16 protein-coding genes are annotated in these 19,112 nt (G+C 59.5%); 8 read left to right on the forward strand and 8 right to left on the reverse strand.

The window, feature by feature from the left end:
* Window positions 1-233: 233 nt before the first annotated feature.
* Together ACJ8MK_RS21885 and mdtD are read left to right on the forward strand one after the other, a co-directional pair.
* Window positions 234-923, forward strand: a complete 690-nt coding sequence (locus ACJ8MK_RS21885) for a FadR/GntR family transcriptional regulator (protein WP_033653941.1) — start codon at window positions 234-236, stop codon at window positions 921-923.
* A 67-nt stretch (window positions 924-990) separates the two neighbouring features.
* On the forward strand, window positions 991-2,406 hold the full coding sequence (gene mdtD / locus ACJ8MK_RS21890) for a multidrug transporter subunit MdtD (RefSeq protein ID WP_025160302.1): 1,416 nt from the start codon (window positions 991-993) through the stop codon (window positions 2,404-2,406).
* Here mdtD and rbsR read toward each other — a convergent pair.
* The 7 genes from rbsR to kup form a co-directional block, all read right to left on the reverse strand.
* Window positions 2,403-3,404: a ribose operon transcriptional repressor RbsR gene (gene rbsR / locus ACJ8MK_RS21895; RefSeq protein ID WP_025160301.1), complete on the reverse strand. Its 1,002-nt coding sequence runs from the start codon at window positions 3,402-3,404 to the stop codon at window positions 2,403-2,405. The genes mdtD and rbsR overlap by 4 nt on opposite strands.
* Window positions 3,405-3,408: 4 nt before the next feature.
* Window positions 3,409-4,335, reverse strand: a complete 927-nt coding sequence (gene rbsK, locus ACJ8MK_RS21900; protein WP_442518057.1) for a ribokinase — start codon at window positions 4,333-4,335, stop codon at window positions 3,409-3,411.
* 61 nt (window positions 4,336-4,396) lie between these two features.
* Window positions 4,397-5,284 (reverse strand): ribose ABC transporter substrate-binding protein RbsB, encoded by an 888-nt coding sequence (rbsB, locus tag ACJ8MK_RS21905; protein ID WP_033638632.1) that lies wholly within the window; start codon window positions 5,282-5,284, stop codon window positions 4,397-4,399.
* A gap of 24 nt (window positions 5,285-5,308) precedes the next feature.
* Window positions 5,309-6,277 (reverse strand): ribose ABC transporter permease, encoded by a 969-nt coding sequence (gene rbsC, locus ACJ8MK_RS21910; protein ID WP_019455467.1) that lies wholly within the window; start codon window positions 6,275-6,277, stop codon window positions 5,309-5,311.
* 6 nt (window positions 6,278-6,283) lie between these two features.
* On the reverse strand, window positions 6,284-7,789 hold the full coding sequence (gene rbsA, locus ACJ8MK_RS21915) for a ribose ABC transporter ATP-binding protein RbsA (RefSeq protein ID WP_033636505.1): 1,506 nt from the start codon (window positions 7,787-7,789) through the stop codon (window positions 6,284-6,286).
* 7 nt (window positions 7,790-7,796) lie between these two features.
* Window positions 7,797-8,216, reverse strand: coding sequence for a D-ribose pyranase (gene rbsD, locus ACJ8MK_RS21920; RefSeq protein WP_033649571.1), 420 nt, complete (start codon window positions 8,214-8,216; stop codon window positions 7,797-7,799).
* 170 nt (window positions 8,217-8,386) lie between these two features.
* Window positions 8,387-10,255, reverse strand: coding sequence for a low affinity potassium transporter Kup (gene kup, locus ACJ8MK_RS21925; RefSeq protein ID WP_033636508.1), 1,869 nt, complete (start codon window positions 10,253-10,255; stop codon window positions 8,387-8,389).
* Window positions 10,256-10,538: 283 nt separating this feature from the next.
* Between kup and ravA the strand changes: the two genes are divergently transcribed.
* A complete protein-coding gene (gene ravA / locus ACJ8MK_RS21930) occupies window positions 10,539-12,047 on the forward strand; it encodes an ATPase RavA (protein ID WP_086556989.1) in 1,509 nt (502 codons plus the stop codon).
* A 2-nt stretch (window positions 12,048-12,049) separates the two neighbouring features.
* Entirely contained in the window at window positions 12,050-13,513 is a 1,464-nt protein-coding gene (gene viaA, locus ACJ8MK_RS21935) for an ATPase RavA stimulator ViaA (protein WP_308332844.1), read from the forward strand.
* 6 nt (window positions 13,514-13,519) lie between these two features.
* Here the strand turns inward: viaA and asnA are convergent, their stop codons facing one another.
* A complete protein-coding gene (gene asnA, locus ACJ8MK_RS21940; RefSeq protein WP_033653943.1) occupies window positions 13,520-14,512 on the reverse strand; it encodes an aspartate--ammonia ligase in 993 nt (330 codons plus the stop codon).
* A gap of 155 nt (window positions 14,513-14,667) precedes the next feature.
* Between asnA and asnC the strand changes: the two genes are divergently transcribed.
* The 4 genes from asnC to rsmG all read left to right on the forward strand — a co-directional run bounded on the left by asnC (window position 14,668) and on the right by rsmG (window position 18,699).
* Window positions 14,668-15,129: a transcriptional regulator AsnC gene (asnC, locus tag ACJ8MK_RS21945; RefSeq protein WP_004933786.1), complete on the forward strand. Its 462-nt coding sequence runs from the start codon at window positions 14,668-14,670 to the stop codon at window positions 15,127-15,129.
* A gap of 100 nt (window positions 15,130-15,229) precedes the next feature.
* Complete coding sequence (gene mioC / locus ACJ8MK_RS21950; protein WP_033649568.1) at window positions 15,230-15,670, forward strand: FMN-binding protein MioC; 441 nt, start codon at window positions 15,230-15,232, stop codon at window positions 15,668-15,670.
* A 380-nt stretch (window positions 15,671-16,050) separates the two neighbouring features.
* A complete protein-coding gene (gene mnmG / locus ACJ8MK_RS21955) occupies window positions 16,051-17,940 on the forward strand; it encodes a tRNA uridine-5-carboxymethylaminomethyl(34) synthesis enzyme MnmG (RefSeq protein ID WP_033649567.1) in 1,890 nt (629 codons plus the stop codon).
* Between the two features lie 138 nt (window positions 17,941-18,078).
* Window positions 18,079-18,699, forward strand: coding sequence for a 16S rRNA (guanine(527)-N(7))-methyltransferase RsmG (rsmG, locus tag ACJ8MK_RS21960; protein WP_047729585.1), 621 nt, complete (start codon window positions 18,079-18,081; stop codon window positions 18,697-18,699).
* The last annotated feature ends 413 nt before the right edge of the window (window positions 18,700-19,112 follow it).

The raw sequence follows: 19,112 nt of genomic DNA on the forward strand, positions 1-19,112 counted from the left end.
TTCTCGCTGACCCGGCGGCTTGTCAGTCGTTGTTCCCGGTCAGTGGAGGCGCATTATAGGGAGTTCTCGGCAGGCCGCAACCCCTAAATGCAAAAAACTTTTCAAGCGCGCTTTTTTTCAGCAAAAGGGCAAAAAAGCGACGAATTTATGTCACTTTTTCAGGCAAACAGCCATAAAAGCTGGCGATCACTGGAGTAAAATAGAAATAACGATGTCAGTAAGGACCCGCAGCCATGCCGTTAAATGCACAACAACAGGCCGCCCAACGCAATCTTTCTTATCTGCTTGCAGAGAAACTTGGCCAACAAATTCTGGCGGGCGATTATCAGGCCGGCAGCATCCTGCCCGGTGAAATGGAACTGGGCGAGCAATTCGGCGTCAGCCGCACCGCAGTACGCGAAGCGGTAAAGATGTTAGCCGCCAAAGGCATGCTGCTACCGCGCCCGCGCATCGGCACCCGCGTGATGCCGCAGAGCCAATGGAATTTCCTCGATCAGGATTTACTGACCTGGTGGATGACGCGGGAAAACTTCGATCAGGTGATGCAACACTTCCTTATCCTGCGTACCTCGCTGGAGCCGCAGGCCTGCGCGTTGGCGGCAAACCACGCCAGCCCGCAGCAAACCAAGCTGCTGGCGGAGCTGATGGCGGAAATGCGCGCGCTGCATACCCAGTTTGATCGCGAGCGTTGGATCCAGGTCGATACCCAATTCCACCAGCTCATCTACGAAGCCAGCGGCAACCCGTTCCTGACCTCGTTCGCCAACCTGTTCAGCTCGGTGTACCAAAGCTACTTCCGCGCCATCACCGGCAATGAAGTGATCAAGCTGCGCCATCATCAGGCTATCGTCGATGCGATACTCGCCGGAGACAGCGCCGGCGCGCTCGTCGCCTGCCAGATACTGCTGAAAGAGAAAGACTAGACACGCTCCCCGCTTATATATAGAAGAAAGAGACGAGGGACAGACGACCATTTAACCAGGACCGACCATGACCCAATCCGCGCGCAGTATGGCAGGACTTCCGTGGATCGCCGCAATGGCGTTCTTTATGCAGGCGCTGGACGCCACTATCCTCAATACCGCGCTGCCGGCGATCGCCCAAAGCCTGGGGCGTTCGCCGCTGGCGATGCAATCGGCCGTCATCAGCTACACGCTGACGGTGGCGATGCTGATCCCGGTCAGCGGCTGGCTGGCGGACCGCTTCGGCACCCGGCGCGTGTTCATCTTCGCCGTCACGTTATTCACCCTCGGCTCGCTGCTGTGCGCTCTGTCCCCTACGCTGAGCGCGCTGGTCGCCTCTCGCGTGCTGCAGGGCATCGGCGGCGCGATGATGATGCCGGTCGCGCGATTGGCGCTGCTGCGCGCCTACCCGCGCAGCGAACTGCTGCCGGTGCTGAACTTCGTCACCATGCCCGGCCTGGTCGGGCCGATTCTGGGGCCGCTGCTGGGCGGCTGGCTGGTCACCTACGCCACCTGGCACTGGATTTTCCTGATCAATATCCCTATCGGCCTGCTCGGCATCTTCTATGCGCGTAAATACATGCCGGACTTCACCACGCCCAAGCGCCGCTTCGACTTCCTTGGCTTTATGCTGTTCGGCCTGAGCCTGGTGCTGATCTCTACCGGGCTGGAACTGTTTGGCGAGCGGGTGCTGGCGAGCTACGTTTCGCTGGGCATTCTGCTCAGCGGCTTCGTGATGCTGTTCGGCTACATCGCGCACGCCCGCCGTCATCCTCAGCCGCTGATCGGTCTCGACCTGTTCAAAACCCGCACTTTCTCGGTCGGCATCGCCGGCAACGTCGCCTCGAGGCTGGGAACCGGCTGCGTGCCGTTTTTAATGCCGCTCATGCTGCAGGTGGGATTCGGCTATACGGCGATCGTCGCCGGCTGCATGATGGCGCCGACCGCCATCGGCTCGCTGATGGCAAAATCCACCGTCACTCAGGTGCTGCGCTGGTTCGGCTACCGTAAAACGCTGGTCGGCATCACCGTCATCATCGGGGTGCTGATAGCCCAGTTTGCCCTGCAAAGCCCGGGCATGCCGCTGTGGCTGATGATCCTGCCGCTGTTCGTGCTGGGCATGGCGATGTCCACCCAGTTCACCGCCATGAACACCATCAGCCTGGCGGATTTGAACGACGCCAACGCCAGCGCCGGCAACAGCGTCCTGGCGGTCACCCAGCAGCTGTCCATCAGCTTCGGCGTGGCGATCAGCGCGGCGGTGCTGCGTTTTTACGAATCCCTGTCGTTAGGCACCATGATCGACCACTTCCATTACACCTTTATCACCATGGGGATCGTCACCGTGGCATCGGCGCTGGTGTTTATGTTGCTGAGAAGGAAGGATGGCCGCAATTTGATCAGCGGCCAGGAAAGCAAGAAAGAAGCGAAGGCGGCGAGTTAACGGCGGCCCACCGAGGCGCGTTCCACCAGCTCGGGCGTCAGCACCAGCACCTGGGGGGCGCGCTCCGGGTTTTGCAGGCGATTGATCAGCGCATCGATCGCCAGTTCGCCCAGCGAATCCTTCGGCTGATGAATGGTGCTCAGCGGCGGCGCCAGATAGCGCGCCAGCTCAATGTCATCGTAGCCCATCACCGCCATATCCTGTGGCACGGAGAGCCCGGCCTGATACAGCGCCTGATAAACGCCCACCGCCACCGCGTCGTTGCCGGCGAACACCGCATGCGGCGGCTCGTCCAGCGCCAGCAGTTGGCGCATGGCGTTCACGCCGCCCTCAAACTCAAAATCGCAGTGCACTTCATACCCTGGCGGAACCGGCAATCCGGCGCGCCGCATCGCGTTGCGATAGCCTTCCAGCCGGTGACGGGCGGTGGTTTTATCCTGCGGGCCGGCGATGCAGGCGATCTTGCGGTAGCCGCGGGCGATCAGATGATCGGTCGCCATCTCGCCGCCCAGCAGCGAGTTATCCTGAATAATGTCGTTGGCGCCCTCGAACGGCGCCCAGTCCATCATCACGATCGGCAATGACGGGTAGCGGCTCAGGGCATCCTGCGATGGCCGGTGGTTTTCGGTGCACATCAGCAGCAAACCGTCGACGCGCTTTTGCAGCAGCGTCTCCATGCTGCGGTTCATGCGCGCGGCGTCTTCTTCGGTATTGCACAGGATTAAACTGTAGCCGCGTTCATAGCAGCTGCGCTCCACGCCGCGCACCACTTCGGCATAAAACGGGTTGTTGCTGGCGGTCACCAGCATGCCGATGGTGCGCGTCTGATTGAGCTTCAGGCTGCGCGCCAGCGCGGAAGGCGCATAGTTCAGCTGTTCTACGGCCGCCATGACCTTGTCGCGCACGCTGTCGCTGACAAAGCGATTGTTGTTGACCACATGCGAAACGGTAGAGGTTGAAACGCCCGCCAGGCGGGCGACATCTTTCATGGTGGCCAAAGGATCACCCCTGCTGCTGCAAGAAGGCGTCGATATCTTCACGCCACGGCACCGAAGGCTGCGCGCCAGGGCGGGTCACGGCGATCGCCGCCGCCGCATGGGCGAAACGCACCGCGTCGGCCATGGCCTTGCCTTCCAACAGGGCAGTGACCAGCGCACCGTTAAAGGTATCGCCGGCGGCGATGGTATCCACCGCTTGCACCTTGAAGCCGGGCATCCGTTTGCCGTTGCCGTTTTCGCTCAGCCACACGCCACGGCTGCCGAGGGTGATAATCACCGTCGCGATGCCCTTGTCGTGCAGCGCCTGCGCCGCGCGCGCCGCATCGGCGTCGTTGTCCACGGTGATGCCGGTCAGGCGCTGGGCTTCGGTTTCATTCGGGGTAATCATATCAATCATGCCCAGCAGCTCGTCCGGCAGCTCACGCGCCGGGGCCGGGTTGAGGATCACCTGCGTGTGATGCTGCTTCGCCAGGCGGGCGGCGGCGATCACCGTCTCCAGCGGCGACTCCAGCTGCATCAGCAAAGCGTCGGCATCGATCACTTTTTGTTGGTAGCGCGCCAGGTAATCCGGCGTCACCGCCGCGTTGGCGCCGGCATCGATGCCAATCACGTTCTCGCCTTCGGCGTTGACGAAGATCAGCGCCACGCCGGTGGTGCTGCCGGCGATGGCTTCAATCGGTTGGGTATCAATGCGATCGCTCGCCAGCTGCCGGCGGACACGTTCGCCAATGTCGTCGGCGCCCACGCAGGCGATAAAGGCGATCTCCGCCCCGCTGCGCCCGGCCGCCACCGCCTGATTCGCGCCCTTGCCGCCAAACGCCACCTTATACTGTTTCCCGATCACCGTTTCGCCCGGGTGGGGGAAGTGTTCAATATTGAGGATATGGTCGGCATTGATGCTGCCAAGAACCACCAGCTTACCTGTTTCCATCGCATTGATTCCTGAATTGCGCGCCATCGTAAACGCCCCGTTCCGATGGCGCTGGTATGACTTATTTAGTGACCAGTTTCAAATCGACCGGGATGGTCGCCGGCACTTTTTCGCCTTTCAGCACTTTATCGGCGGTTTCCACACCGATCACGCCGATCTGATCGGGACGCTGCGCCACGGTCGCCGCCAGCTTGCCGCCTTCAACCGCTTTTACACCGTCGGCGGTGCCGTCGAAGCCTACCACGATCACGTCGGTTTTACCGGCGGTTTGCAGCGCGCGCAGCGCACCCAGCGCCATTTCATCGTTCTGGGCGAACACCGCCTGCACGTCCGGGTGCGCGGTCAGCAGGTTCTGCATCACGTTCAGGCCCTTGGTGCGATCGAAATCGGCCGGCTGGCTGGCCAACAGTTTGAATTTATTCTGATCCAGCGACTGCTTGAAGCCTTCGCCGCGTTCACGCGCGGCGGAGGTGCCGGCGATGCCTTCCAGCTGGATCACCTTGGCATCGGCGCCCACTTTCTTGGCGATGAAGTCGCCGGCCATTTTACCGCCCACGCGGTTGTCCGAAGCGATGTGGCTTACCACCTCGCCCTTGCTCGCCACGCGATCCAGCGTGATGACCGGGATCTTAGCCTGGTTGGCCATCTTGATCGCGTTGCCCACCGCATCGGAGTCGGTCGGGTTGATCAGCAGCAGCTTGGGCGCGCGCACCATCAGATCCTGCACGTTGGCCAGCTCTTTCGCCGGGTTGTTCTGGGAATCCAGCACCACCAGGTTGTAGCCCAGCTTGTTGGCCTCTTGCTGCGCGCCATCCTTCATCGAGACGAAGAACGGGTTGTTGAGGGTGGATACCACCAGCGCGATGGTGTCTTTGGCCATGGCATTGGCGCTCAGGGTGGCGCTCAGCGCAATGGCGGAAGCTAAGGTTGCCAGTTTTTTCATTTTCATCATCGTGATTCCTGTAGGGGGAGGTTACTTGTTGCTTTTGTTATCTACCAGAACCGCCAGCAGTATCACCACTGCCTTCACGATCATTTGGTAGTAGGAAGAAACACCCAGTAAATTCAGGCCGTTGTTCAGGAAGCCGAGGATCAGCGCCCCGATCAGCGTGCCGACGATGCGGCCCTTGCCGCCGGCCAGGCTGGTGCCGCCCAGCACCACGGCGGCGATGGCGTCCAACTCATAGCCGGTGCCGGCGGTCGGCTGCGCCGACGACAGGCGCGCCACTTCGATCACCCCGGCCAGCGCCGCCAGCAGGCCGCACAGCGAGTAGACGATAATCTTCACCTTATCGACGCTGATGCCGGAAAGGCGGGTTGCCGCTTCATTGCCGCCCAGGGCATAAATATAGCGGCCCAGACGCGTGTGGTGCAGCATATACCAGGCGGCGATGAACACGATCGCCATGATCCAGATCGGCGTAGGCACGCCCAGCGGGCGGCCGATGCCGAACCAGCCGAAGGTGTCGGCCACGTCGGTGAAACCGGTGTTGACCGGGCTGCCGTTGGTGTACACCATGGTGACGCCGCGCAGCAGCAGCATCATCACCAGCGTGGCGATAAAGGCCTGCACTTTGCCTTTGGCGACGATCACCCCGGTGCAGGCGCCAACCGCGGCGCCCAGCGCCAATGCCGCCGCCACCGCCACCAGCGCGTTGACCTCAAAGCCGACGATCGACGCCGCCACCGCGCCGGTCAGCGCCAGCAGCGATCCCACCGACAGATCGATGCCGGACGTAAGGATCACCAGCGTCATCCCCACCGCCATGATGGCGTTCACCGAGGTTTGCTGCAGAATATTGAACAGATTGTTCAGGGTGAAGAAGTTCGGGCTCATGGAAGAGACCACGGCGATCAGCACCAGCAGCGCAATCAACGACTTCTGCTCTAACAGCCACTCTTTACTGAACCAGCGCTTGGCTGCGATAGTCTGGGAACTCATATCTGATTACTCCTGCTTTACGCCGTATTGCTTGCCGACGGCTGCCGCCATCAACGCTTCCTGGGTGGCCTGTTCAATCGGGAACTCGCCGCTGAGATGCCCTTCGTGCATCACCAGAATGCGATCGCTCATGCCCATCACCTCCGGCATCTCCGAAGACACCAGAATGATGCTCAGCCCTTCCTGCTTGAACTGGTTGATTAACTGATAGATCTCTTTTTTGGCGCCGACGTCGACGCCGCGCGTCGGCTCATCGAGGATCAGCACCTTCGGCCGAGTCATCAGGCCGCGGGCGATCGCCACTTTTTGCTGATTGCCGCCGGAAAGCAGACCGATCGGCTGTTCCATCGACGGCGTTTTGATATTAAACAGCCGGATGAAATCCCCCACCGCCTGCCGCTCGTCGGCCTGTTTCAGGCTGCCGTCGGCGCGGCTGAAGTAGCGCAGCGCGGTCAGCGACATGTTTTCCTTCACCGACATGCCCAGCACCAGGCCGTCGCGCTTGCGGTCTTCCGAGATATAGACGATGCCGTTCGCCAACCCGTCCTGCGGCGAATGGGTGACCACCTCGCGGCCATCCAGGCTGACGGTGCCGGCCTTGCGCGGCGCGGCGCCGTACAGGATCTTCATCAGTTCGGTGCGCCCGGCGCCCATCAGCCCGGCCACGCCGAGGATCTCGCCGCGATACAGCGTAAAACTGACGTCCTCAACGCCGGGGCCGGAAAGGTGGCTGACTTCCAACCGTTTTTCCCCGCGCGGCAAATCAAGGCGCGGGTATTGCTCTTCCAGCTTGCGGCCGACCATCATCTCAATCAGCGAATCTTCCTGCAGCTCGCTCACCGGCCGCTCGGCGATAAACTGCCCGTCGCGGAACACGGTCACGTCGTCGCAGATTTCAAAAATCTCTTTCAGGCGGTGCGAGATATAAACGATGCCGCGCCCTTCGGCCTTCAGCTCGTTGATCACTTTGAACAGCGAGGCGGTTTCGGTGTCGGTCAGCGCGTCGGTCGGTTCGTCCATGATGATCACTTTCGATTCGAAGCTCAGCACCTTGGCAATCTCCACCATCTGCTGATCGCCAATCGACAGCTCGCCCACCAGCCGGTGGCTGCTGTAGCGCAGGTTGAGGCGCGCCAGCAAGCGATCGGCCTCGGCGTACATACGCTTCCAGTCAATGCGGCCGAAACGGTTGACGAACTCGCGGCCGAGGAAGATGTTTTCCGCAATCGTCAGCTGCGGGATCAGATTCAGCTCCTGATGGATAATGCCGATGCCCGCTTCCTGCGAATCTTTAGGCCCGTTGAACGCCACCTCGTTACCGAGAAAATACTGGCTGCCGGCGTCTTTCTGGTAGATGCCGGTCAGCACTTTCATCATGGTGGACTTCCCGGCGCCGTTTTCCCCCACCAGCGCCATCACCTTGCCGGGATAAACGCTGAGGGCGGCGCCGGAAAGCGCCTTCACGCCGGGAAAGGCTTTATCAATCCCTTTCAGTTGCAGTAAAGGTTGCATAAACGCCTCAGAAAGTTACGCCGGCGCACAGGATCAGGTTCGCGTAAGGCGAACACTCCCCGCTGCGGATCACCGCCCGGCTGTGCTCGGTTTGCGCTTTAAACGCCTGATGGCTGATATAACGCACGCTGATGGTATTGCCCTGGCGTTGGCCCAGTGCGGTCAGTTCAGCCAACAGTGCCTCGTGGAGCGACGGATTCTGTTTCACGATCTCTTCCGCCAGGATGGCGCTTTCTACCTGCATCTCTTGCGTGACCGCCGCGAACACCTGCATGAAGGTCGGCACGCCCTGCGTCAGCGCCAGATCGATGCGCTGCGTCGCCGCCGGTATCGGCAGGCCCGCGTCGCACAGGGTGAGCTGGTCGGTATGCCCCAGCCGGGCAATCACGGCAGACACGTCGGAATTCAGTAATACGCCTTTTTTCATCTTCTCACTCCGCTAGCGAAACGTTTCGCTCTCTGGGGGAGTTTAAAAAAACGGCAGGGGAAGGCAACCGGGACAATGCAGAAGTGTGATCGCTATCGAAACGTTTCGTTCACGCACAAACAATGCGCAAACAAAAGGGGCTCAGCCATGCTGAGCCCCTGTCAGGCGGGTTAGATCTCGACCTGCGTGCCGAGCTCGATGACCCGGTTCGGCGGGATCTCAAACTGATCCGGCGCGCGCAGCGCGTTGCGGCTCAGGGCGACGAACAGCTTGCCGCGCAGGTAGAGGTACCACGGCCGCTTGGTGAGGATCAGCGATTCATGGGACATGAAGAACGAGGTCTCCGACATGCGGCACGGTAACCCTTCCAGCCCGCAGCGGTGGAATACCTCCTCGACGTTCGGCGTTTCCCGCCAGCCGTAGCTGGCCACTACCCGCCAGAAGGTCGGCGACAGCTGTTCGATGGTCACCCGGCGCACATTGTGCACGTAAGGCGCATCCTCGGTGCGCAGCGTCAGCAGCACCACGCGCTCATGCAGCACCTTGTTGTGCTTCAGGTTGTGCAGCAGCGCAAAAGGAATGACGTTGGTGGCGCGCGACAGGAACACCGCGGTACCCGGCACCCGCACCGGCGGCGATTTCTCCAGCGAGGCGATCATCGCCTCCAGCGAGTTGCCGTGTTCATGCAGGCGGCGCAGCAGGCGGAAGCGCTCGCTCTTCCAGGTGGTCATAATGATAAACATCACCAGCGCCAAGGTCAGCGGCAACCAGCCGCCGGAGAACAGCTTCAGGGCGTTGGCGGAGAACATCGGCACGTCGATGATCAGCAAGATGGCAGCGATGCCGAGCGCCAGGAAGCGATTCCAGTGCCAGTTGTTGATCGCCACCGAGGTGACCAGAATGCTGGTCAGCACCATGGTGCCGGTGACGGCGATGCCGTACGCCGCCGCCAGGTTGCTGGAGTGTTCGAAGCCGACAATCACCAGCACCACCGAGATGTACAGCGTCCAGTTGATCACTGGAATGTAGATCTGGCCGGATTCCATTTCCGAGGTGTGAATAATGCGCATCGGCGACAGATAGCCCAGGCGCACCGCCTGGCGGGTCAGCGAGAAGACGCCGGAAATCACCGCCTGCGAAGCGATAACCGTCGCCAGGGTCGCCAGAATCAGCAGCGGGATCAGCGCCCAGTCGGGTGCCAGCAGGAAGAACGGGTTTTTGATCGCCTCAGGGTTTTTCAACAGCAGCGCGCCCTGGCCGAAGTAGTTGAGCACCAGCGAAGGCAGCACCACGGTGAACCAGGCCAGGCGAATCGGGAACTTGCCGAAGTGCCCCATATCGGCATACAGCGCCTCGACGCCGGTGATCGACAGCACCACCGCCCCCAGCGCAAAGAACGACACCTTCTTATATTCCATGAAGAAGTTGAGCGCCCATTTGGGGTTCAGCGCCTGCAGCACTTCCGGGTTCGAAATGATGCTGCGCGCGCCCAGCACCGCCAACACGATGAACCACAGCAGCATCACCGGGGCGAACAGCTTGCCGACGCTGCCGGTACCGTGCTTTTGAATAACGAACAGCAGCGTCAGCACCAGAATGGAGAGCGGCACGATGTAGGCATCGAGCGCAGGCGCGGCGATTTCCAGCCCCTCTATCGCCGACATCACCGAGATAGCCGGGGTGATCACCACCTCGCCATAGAAGAAGCTGCCGCCGATCAGGCCCAGTATCACCAGCACCGCGGTGGTGCGCGCCGAAGTGTTGCGCCCGGCCAGCGACATCAGCGTCAGAATGCCGCCCTCGCCGGCGTTGTCCGCGCGCATCACGTAGGTGAGATATTTGAGGGAAACGATCACGATCAGCATCCAGAAAATCAGCGACAGGAAGCCGAAAACCACGTCTGGACGAACATCGAAGCCGTAATGGCCGGAGAAACACTCTCTCAACGTATAGAGAGGGCTGGTGCCGATATCACCGTAGACCACGCCGATGGCCGCCAGGGTTACCGCCGATAAGGACTGCTTATGCTCTGCGCTCATAATTCGTTTCTTTATCAGAACATCCGTTAGCGATGCATCCGCATCAGGCAAAATACGGGCTCAAAGATCCGTCACGCCCACCAGAAAGCCGCACAGTATGCACCATTTATACGGCTTGCCTACCCTTATATCAGAGCCGAAAAATAAACAAAATGTGAACCGGATATCCGGCTCAACTTAGAAAAATATTACTAATCAACAAGCTATACCACTAAAAATAATGGTGGTTTATCATCGGATTATCGACCAAGATTGGCTAACTCTCGGACAATGCGACAATTATATGACGCCATCATCCCTTCTGGCAGAACGAATTTCCCGCCTCAGCAGCGCGCTGGAGAGCGGTCTTTATGAGCGGCAAGAAGCGATTCGCCTGTGCCTGCTGGCGGCGCTGAGCGGCGAAAGCGTATTCCTGCTCGGCCCGCCCGGCATCGCCAAGAGCCTGATCGCGCGCCGGCTGAAGTTTGCCTTCCGCAACGCCCGCTCCTTTGAATACCTGATGACGCGCTTTTCCACGCCGGAAGAGGTCTTCGGCCCGCTCTCCATTCAGGCGTTGAAAGATGAGGGGCGCTATCAGCGTCTGACCGCCGGCTACCTGCCGGAAGCGGAGATCGTGTTTCTGGACGAGATCTGGAAGGCCGGCCCGGCGATCCTCAACACCCTGCTGACGGCGATCAACGAACGGCGCTTTCGCAACGGCAACAGCGAAGAACCGATCCCGCTGCGCCTGCTGGTGACCGCCTCCAACGAACTGCCCGAAGCGGACAACAGCCTCGAAGCCTTATATGACCGCATGCTGATCCGCCTGTGGCTGGATAAGGTGCAGGATAAGCAGAATTTCCGCTCGCTGCTGGTCAACCGCCAGAGCGAAAGCCAAAACCCGGTGCCGGCGGCGCTGAGCGTCAGCGACGAAGAGTTTCTGCAGTGGCAGCCGCAGATCGATAAGGTGGCGCTGCCGGAAGCCTGCTTTGAGCTGATTTTCCAGCTGCGCCAGCGGCTGGACGCGCTGGAACAGGCGCCGTACGTCTCTGACCGACGCTGGAAAAAAGCCCTGCGCCTGCTGCAGGCCTGCGCCTTCTTCAGCGGGCGCGACGCCATCGCCCCGCTCGACCTGATGCTGCTGAAAGACTGCCTGTGGCACGATCTCACCTCGCTGAAGCTGCTGCAACAGCAGATCGATCAGCTGCTGACCGAATCGGCCTACCAGCAACAGTCGATGCTGATCCAACTGCAACAAATCCACACCCGCTGGCTGCAGGATCAGCAGCAACAAAGCGACCGGCAGGCCATCAGCCTGGTGAAAAAGGGCGGCATGTTCAGCCGTAAACCGCAATACGCGCCGGCCACGCCGTTCGCCGGCGGCACCCTCACCCTGTTGCTGCAAAAGCCGCTGCAGCTGCATGACATTCAGGTCAACCATCTGAGCATCGAAAGCAGCGTGCTGGACAACTGGCTGCAAAAAGGCGGCGACGTGCGCGCCAAGCTGAACGGCATCGGCTTCGCGCAGCCGATCGATTTGGAGGTCGACGACCAACTGCACCTGACGGTGCTGGACGTCAGCCGCCAGCCGTCGCTGCTGGCGCTGCCGGGCAAACAGGCCACCGCCACGCCGCAGGCGCTGCTGGACGAAATGGACGCGTTGGCCCAACGCCTGGCGGAGCAGCGCCGCGCCTTCAGCCAACATCAGCCCTGTCTGTTCACACCCGCCGCCGGTCTGGCCAAGATCGAAGCCAGTCTGCTGCAGGTGGCGGAGCAGGTTAAACAGCAACTGCAGCAAATGCGCGGCCAGTAACCATGCTCAGTCTGGAGACGCTCGATCTGCTGCTGGCGATCGCCGAAGGCGAAATGATCGAGGAGATGATCGTCGGCATGCTGGCGGCGCCGCAGCTGTCGGTGTTCTTTAAAAAGTTTCCGGCCCTTCGCCGGGCGCTGGATCGCGATCTGCCACGCTGGAAACTGCAGCTCAAGGAACGTCTGCAGGAAGCCATGGTGCCGCCGGTGCTGGCGCAGGAATTTTACCGCTACCAACAGTGCCAGCTGGAGAACAACACCCAGTTCTATCACAACCTCAACGACACGATGGAGCTGCTGCGCCAGCTGGTCTCGCCGTTTTATGAACAGGCGCGCGCGCTGGTGGACGCCGCCGATCTACCCAATCATCCGCTGGACGACAGCTTCCAAACCCTGTTCCTGCAGCGCTGGCGCATCAGCCTGACGCTGCAGGCCACCATGCTGCACCACCAGCTGCTGGAACAGGAGCGCGAGCAGCTGATGGCGGAACTGCAGGAGCGATTGGCGCTGAGCGGCGCGCTGGAGCCGCTGCTGTCGGAAAACGACACCGCCGCCGGCAGGCTGTGGGACATGAGCAAAGGCCAGCTGCAGCGCGGTGATTACCAACGGCTGGTGGAGTATGGCAACTTTTTGCAGCAGCAGCCGGAGCTGAAAAAGCTGGCGCAGCAGTTGGGCCGCAGCTATCAGGCCAAGGCGGTGCAGCAACAGGACGCGCAGCCGGAGCCGTTCAGGGTGATGGTGCAGGTGCCGGCCACGCTACCGGAAGAAGTGAGCGGCATTCATCAGAGCGACGACATCCTGCGCTTGCTGCCGCCGGAGCTGGCGACGCTGGGCATTGAAGAGCTGGAGTTCGAATTTTATCGCCGCCTGCTGGAAAAGCGACTGCTGAGCTACCGCCTGCAGGGCGACGTCTGGCAGGAGCAGATCCTGATCCGCCAGGTCACCCACCAGCAGCAGGATCAACAGCCGCGCGGGCCGTTTATCGTCTGCGTGGACACCTCAGGATCGATGGGCGGCTTCAACGAACAGTGCGCCAAGGCGTTCTGCCTGGCGCTGCTGCGCATTGCGCTGGCGGACAACCGCCGTTGCTACATCATGCTGTTCGCCAACCAGATCGTGCATTACGAGCTCACCGCCGCCAGCGGCATCGAACAGGCGGTGCGCTTTCTCGGCCAGCAGTTTCGCGGCGGCACCGATCTGGCGGCCTGCCTGAACGCCACCGTCACTAAAATGGCGGAGAGCGGCTGGTTCGACGCCGATGCGGTGATCATTTCCGATTTTATCGCTCAGCGGTTGCCGGAGGAGGTAATAAAGAAGGTGAAACAGCAGCAGCAAAGCCACCAGCAGCGTTTCCATGCGGTGGCGATGTCCGCCTACGGCAAACCCGGCATCATGCGCATCTTCGATCATATCTGGCGCTTCGATACCGGGCTGAAAAGCCGTTTGATGCGCCGCTGGCGGCGCTAGGCGGGATCAGAGCAGGCCTTCGACCGCCCCGCGCACTTCCGGCGACCACACGCCGCACTGCACCTGGCCGATATGCGACAGTTGCAGCAGCAGCATCACCAAGCGCGACTGACCGATGCCGCCGCCGATGGTCTGCGGCATATCGCCGCGCAGCAGCGACTGGTGCCACTCCAGCTTCATGCGCTCTTCATCGCCGGTCAGCGCCAGCTGACGTTTCAGCGCGGCGGCGTCGACGCGGATGCCCATAGAGGACAGCTCGAAAGCGTCCTGCAGCACCGGGTTCCACACCACGATATCGCCGTTCAGGCCCGCCAGGCCATCCGCCGCTAGCGTGGTCCAGTCATCATAATCCGGCGCCCGCACATCGTGCGATTTGCCGTGCGACAGCTTGCCGCCGATGCCGATCAGGAATACCGCGCCCAGCTCTTTGGCGATCGCCCGCTCGCGCCCTTTGGCGTCCAGATCCGGGTAACGCTGCAGCAGGGTTTCGCTGTGCACAAAGTGGATCTGTTCCGGCAGGAACGGGGTCAGACCATGCTCGCGGCTGACTTCCGCTTCCGTCGCCTTGATGGCGGCGTAAATGCTGCGCACGGTGCTTTTCAGGTAGTCCAGGCTGCGCTCACCGTCGCCCATCACCCGCTCCCAGTCCCACTGATCGACGTACACCGAGTGGATAGGCGTCAGGCGATCTTCATCCGGGCGCAGCGCCTTCATATGGGTGTACAGGCCTTCGCCGGCGCCGAAATCGTAGCTGCCCAGGGTTTTGCGTTTCCATTTCGCCAGTGAATGCACCACTTCGAAGGTGGCGTCCGGCAGGGTTTTCACCTTAACCTGCACCGCTTTCTCGCTGCCGGAGAGGTTATCCTGCGTGCCGTCGCCCAGACGGCTGAGGATCGGCGCCTGCACTTCGATCAGGCCAAGCTGTTGCTCCAGCTGGCGGGAGAAGAAGGATTTGACCTGGCTGATTTGTTGTTGTTTTTGGATAAACTGTTTTTTCATTGCCGTATCTCTTGTAAACCTGTCTCTGTTGCCATCGATTAAGCAACAAAATGACATGTCAATTCAATATCCATTAATCAATATTGCCTTTTCACTTTTAATCGTTCATTTTTATCCGGACAGAATTCAACAATCGTTAATTAATGGGGGATTAAATGGCGGAAATTTATCAGATCGATAATCTCGATCGCGGCATCCTCAACGCTCTGATGGACAACGCGCGCACGCCGTACGCCGAACTGGCGAAAAACTTTGCCGTCAGCCCCGGCACCATTCATGTGCGGGTAGAGAAGATGAAACAGGCCGGGATCATCACCGGCGCGCGCATCGACGTCAGCCCCAAACAGCTGGGCTACGATGTGTGCTGCTTTATCGGCATCATATTAAAGAGCGCCAAGGACTACCCTTCGGCGCTGAAAAAGCTGGAAAGCCTGGAGGAAGTGGTGGAAGCCTATTACACCACCGGCCACTACAGCGTCTTTATCAAGGTGATGTGCCGATCGATCGACGCACTGCAGCAGGTACTTATCAACAAGATCCAGACCATCGACGAGATCCAGTCTACCGAAACGCTGATCTCGCTGCAGAACCCCATTATGCGCACCATCGTGCCGTAACCCGCCAAATTGCATACCCACATTATCCACAGGTAGATCCCAGCCGATTCACAGCGTACAATGCAGCCACTTTGAGTGAGAAGGTTGGGATCGTTGGTTCATGGCAGACATTACTCTGATCAGTGGCAGTACGCTTGGCAGCGCCGAATACGTGGCTGAACATTTGGCTGAAAAGCTGGAAGACGCGGGTTTCTCTACCGAGATGCTGCACGGCCCTGAACTGGATGAACTGCCGTTGACCGGCCGCTGGCTGGTGGTCTCTTCCACGCACGGCGCCGGCGAACTGCCGGATAACCTTCAGCCGCTGCTGGAGCAGATCGCCGAACAACAGCCGGATCTTTCCGAGGTGCAGTTCGGCGCCGTCGGTTTAGGCAGTTCGGAATACGACATCTTCTGCGGCGCGATCAAACAGATCGACGATCTGCTGATCGCCAGAGGCGCGAAAAGGATCGGCGATCGTCTCGAGATCGACGTGACCGAGCATGAAATTCCCGAGGATCCGGCCGAGGAATGGGTAAAAAACTGGATTAATTTACTCTAGTTTGTCTAAAGATCGCGCGAACGATTGTGGATAACTAAGCTTAAAAGCAGGGTAAAAGCCGTAGTTATCCAAATAACAACCGTAGGTCGCTTTTTGTCCTGTGCATAACAAGCCTTTTAGATCCCAGCTTATCTGCGTCGGGATCACCGATCATTCACAGCAAACGATCCTCCTTAATCTGCTGATCTTCTTCGTGAATAGTTACTTATCCACAGAGGATCGCGATCCTAATAAGAGATCTAATAAAGAGATCTTTAAATAAAAAAGATCTTCTTTTAATTACCGACGATCCTGACCGCTTGGTCGATCGTCTAAACTTGAGTAGAATCCCCCACCCCAGGGCAAATACGATCGTTCGCAATACGGCGAGGTGCAGTTCCATGTTTTATCCAGATCAATTTGACGTCATCATCATCGGTGGTGGCCATGCAGGTACCGAGGCCGCCATGGCCGCGGCGCGCATGGGGCGTCAGACTTTATTATTGACACACAATATCGATACGCTGGGACAGATGTCCTGTAACCCGGCGATTGGCGGTATTGGTAAAGGGCATCTGGTTAAGGAAATTGATGCACTCGGCGGCCTGATGGCCACGGCGATCGATCATGCCGGCATCCAGTTTAGGATACTAAACGCCAGCAAAGGCCCTGCCGTTCGCGCCACTCGCGCGCAGGCGGATCGCGTACTGTATCGCCAGGCGATCCGCACCGCGTTGGAGAACCAACCCAACCTGATGATCTTCCAACAGCCGGTTGAGGATCTGATCGTCGAAAACGATCGCGTAGTGGGCGCCGTAACCCAAATGGGCCTGAAATTCCGCGCCAAGGCGGTGGTATTGACCGTCGGCACCTTCCTGGACGGCAAGATCCATATCGGCCTGGAGAATTACAGCGGCGGCCGCGCGGGGGATCCTCCTTCGATCTCGCTGTCGCAGCGTTTGCGTGAACTGCCGCTGCGCGTCAACCGCTTGAAAACCGGTACGCCGCCGCGCATCGACGCCCGCACTATCGATTTCAGCGTACTGGCGCCACAACACGGCGATACGCCGGTGCCGGTATTCTCGTTCCTAGGCGATGCCAGCCAGCACCCAGAACAAATGGCGTGCTACATCACTCACACCAATGAAAAAACCCATGACGTGATCCGCAATAACCTCGATCGCAGCCCGATGTATGCCGGGATCATCGAAGGGATCGGCCCACGTTACTGCCCATCGATCGAAGACAAGGTCATGCGCTTTGCCGATCGCAACGCGCACCAGATCTTCCTCGAACCGGAAGGCCTGACCAGCAACGAAATTTACCCTAACGGCATTTCCACCAGCCTGCCGTTCGACGTGCAGATGCAGATCGTCCGTTCGATGGAAGGGATGCAGAACGCGCGTATTATTCGCCCTGGTTATGCCATCGAGTACGATTTCTTCGATCCGCGCGATCTGAAGCCGACGCTGGAAAGCAAATTCATTCAGGGGCTGTTCTTCGCCGGCCAGATCAACGGCACCACCGGGTATGAAGAAGCCGCTGCGCAGGGCCTGTTGGCCGGCCTGAACGCCGGGCGCTTCGCCGACGAACAGGAAGGCTGGGCGCCACGTCGCGATCAGGCCTACCTGGGCGTGCTGGTGGACGATCTCAGCACCCTCGGCACCAAAGAACCGTACCGCATGTTTACCTCGCGCGCCGAGTATCGTCTGATGCTGCGTGAAGACAACGCCGATCTCCGCCTGACGGAAAAAGGCCGTGAACTCGGCCTGGTGGACGACGTGCGTTGGGCGCGTTACAGCGAGAAGCTGGAGCGAATCGAACGCGAACGTCAGCGCCTGCGCGACATCTGGATGCACCCGCACGCCGAGAACGTCGAACAGGTCAATGCGCTGCTGAAGGCGCCGCTGTCGCGCGAAGCGAACGGCGAAGAGCTGCTGCGCCGCCCGGAGATGGATTACGCGCAGTTGACCGGCACCGAGGCCTTCGCGCCGCCGCTGGACGACGTACAAGCCGCCGAACAGGTCGAGATCCAGGTCAAATACGAAGGCTACATCGCTCGCCAGCAGGAAGAGATCGAAAAACAACAGCGCAACGAGAACACCGTGCTGCCGTTGGATCTCGACTACCGTCAGGTTTCTGGGCTGTCGAACGAGGTGATCGCCAAGCTGAACGATCACAAACCGAACTCCATCGGCCAGGCTTCGCGCATCTCCGGCATTACGCCGGCGGCGATCTCGATTTTGCTGATCTGGCTGAAAAAGCAGGGACTGCTGCGCCGCAGCGCATAAATCCCGCATCCAGGCGGCCGTTTGCTCATCCCGTAGCCAAACGGCCGCTGACATCACTTGCGCCCTGAATTATCATAGGCGCCTCATTGCGCCAGCTAACCATCCGCTGGTCGTTCAGCGCCTGCCAAAGGATCCGTTGTGCAAAAAAAATTAGACTCGCTGCTCGCGGCAGCAGGCATTGAGCTGCCCGATCAGCAGAAACAGCAGCTGCTGGGCTATGTCGGCATGCTGGATAAGTGGAACAAGGCTTATAACCTCACGTCGGTGCGCGATCCGCAGCAAATGCTGGTGCGCCACATCCTCGACAGCATCGTGGTCAACCCGCATCTGCAGGGCTCGCGTTTTATCGATGTCGGCACCGGCCCCGGCTTGCCGGGCATTCCGCTGGCGATCGTGCGCCCGGACGCGCATTTCACGCTGCTCGACAGCCTGGGCAAGCGCGTGCGTTTCCTGCGTCAGGTGCAACATGAGCTGGGCCTGAACAATATCGAGCCGGTGCAGAGCCGCGTTGAGGAGTTTCCGGCCGAGCCGCCGTTCGACGGCGTGATCAGCCGCGCGTTCGCTTCGCTGCAGGATATGCTGTCCTGGTGCCATCACCTGCCGGCGAAAGGGCAGGGGCGTTTTTACGCGTTGAAAGGCGTGCGCCCGGATGAAGAGCTGACGCAGCTGCCGGCGGGCGTTAGCCTGGAGTCTATCGTGCGGCTGCAGGTGCCTGAACTGGAAGGCGAACGCCACCTGGTGATTCTTAAGGCAAACTGAGTTTGCTTTTGATCAAACAAGCGTGAATTAAAGGCAGTACCAGGCAGAAAGATAAGCAGGCTAATTAGTTGGTCGCTTTTTTTAGTTAATTTACTTCCTATTAACACAAAAAACGCGGCTAATTAGCGACAATAGAGTAATTGCATTTGGAAATAGTCACGTTAGCAATCATGTGCGAAAGATTGGCGTTTGCTGCTAATGTTAATTGGCTGTTGGAATATTGCCCCGCGGCTTGTCAATAAAAGGTTTTCGTCGGGTATACGGATTGTTTTTGAACAGTTAACTGATAATGTTTTGATTTATATAATCTTTTGATCGCTCAAATTGCTAAAGACGGTTTGGTTGACCATCGGCTATAAATCAGGAAGGGACATTACTGTGATCGGCTTCGCGTTTCTAAACGCAACGCTGGA

Source organism: Serratia sp. CY38905 (assembly GCF_052168875.1).
Lineage (GTDB): Bacteria > Pseudomonadota > Gammaproteobacteria > Enterobacterales > Enterobacteriaceae > Serratia > Serratia sarumanii.

Coding starts and splice junctions, on each gene's coding strand:
- ACJ8MK_RS21885 (WP_033653941.1), top strand. CDS start 234: ATGCCGTTAAATGCACAACAACAGGCCGCCCAACGCAATCTTTCTTAT.
- mdtD (WP_025160302.1), top strand. CDS start 991: ATGACCCAATCCGCGCGCAGTATGGCAGGACTTCCGTGGATCGCCGCA.
- rbsK (WP_442518057.1), bottom strand. CDS start 4,335: ATGGAAACAGGTAAGCTGGTGGTTCTTGGCAGCATCAATGCCGACCAT.
- rbsB (WP_033638632.1), bottom strand. CDS start 5,284: ATGAAAATGAAAAAACTGGCAACCTTAGCTTCCGCCATTGCGCTGAGC.
- rbsC (WP_019455467.1), bottom strand. CDS start 6,277: ATGAGTTCCCAGACTATCGCAGCCAAGCGCTGGTTCAGTAAAGAGTGG.
- rbsA (WP_033636505.1), bottom strand. CDS start 7,789: ATGCAACCTTTACTGCAACTGAAAGGGATTGATAAAGCCTTTCCCGGC.
- rbsD (WP_033649571.1), bottom strand. CDS start 8,216: ATGAAAAAAGGCGTATTACTGAATTCCGACGTGTCTGCCGTGATTGCC.
- kup (WP_033636508.1), bottom strand. CDS start 10,255: ATGAGCGCAGAGCATAAGCAGTCCTTATCGGCGGTAACCCTGGCGGCC.
- ravA (WP_086556989.1), top strand. CDS start 10,539: ATGACGCCATCATCCCTTCTGGCAGAACGAATTTCCCGCCTCAGCAGC.
- viaA (WP_308332844.1), top strand. CDS start 12,050: ATGCTCAGTCTGGAGACGCTCGATCTGCTGCTGGCGATCGCCGAAGGC.
- asnA (WP_033653943.1), bottom strand. CDS start 14,512: ATGAAAAAACAGTTTATCCAAAAACAACAACAAATCAGCCAGGTCAAA.
- asnC (WP_004933786.1), top strand. CDS start 14,668: ATGGCGGAAATTTATCAGATCGATAATCTCGATCGCGGCATCCTCAAC.
- mioC (WP_033649568.1), top strand. CDS start 15,230: ATGGCAGACATTACTCTGATCAGTGGCAGTACGCTTGGCAGCGCCGAA.
- mnmG (WP_033649567.1), top strand. CDS start 16,051: ATGTTTTATCCAGATCAATTTGACGTCATCATCATCGGTGGTGGCCAT.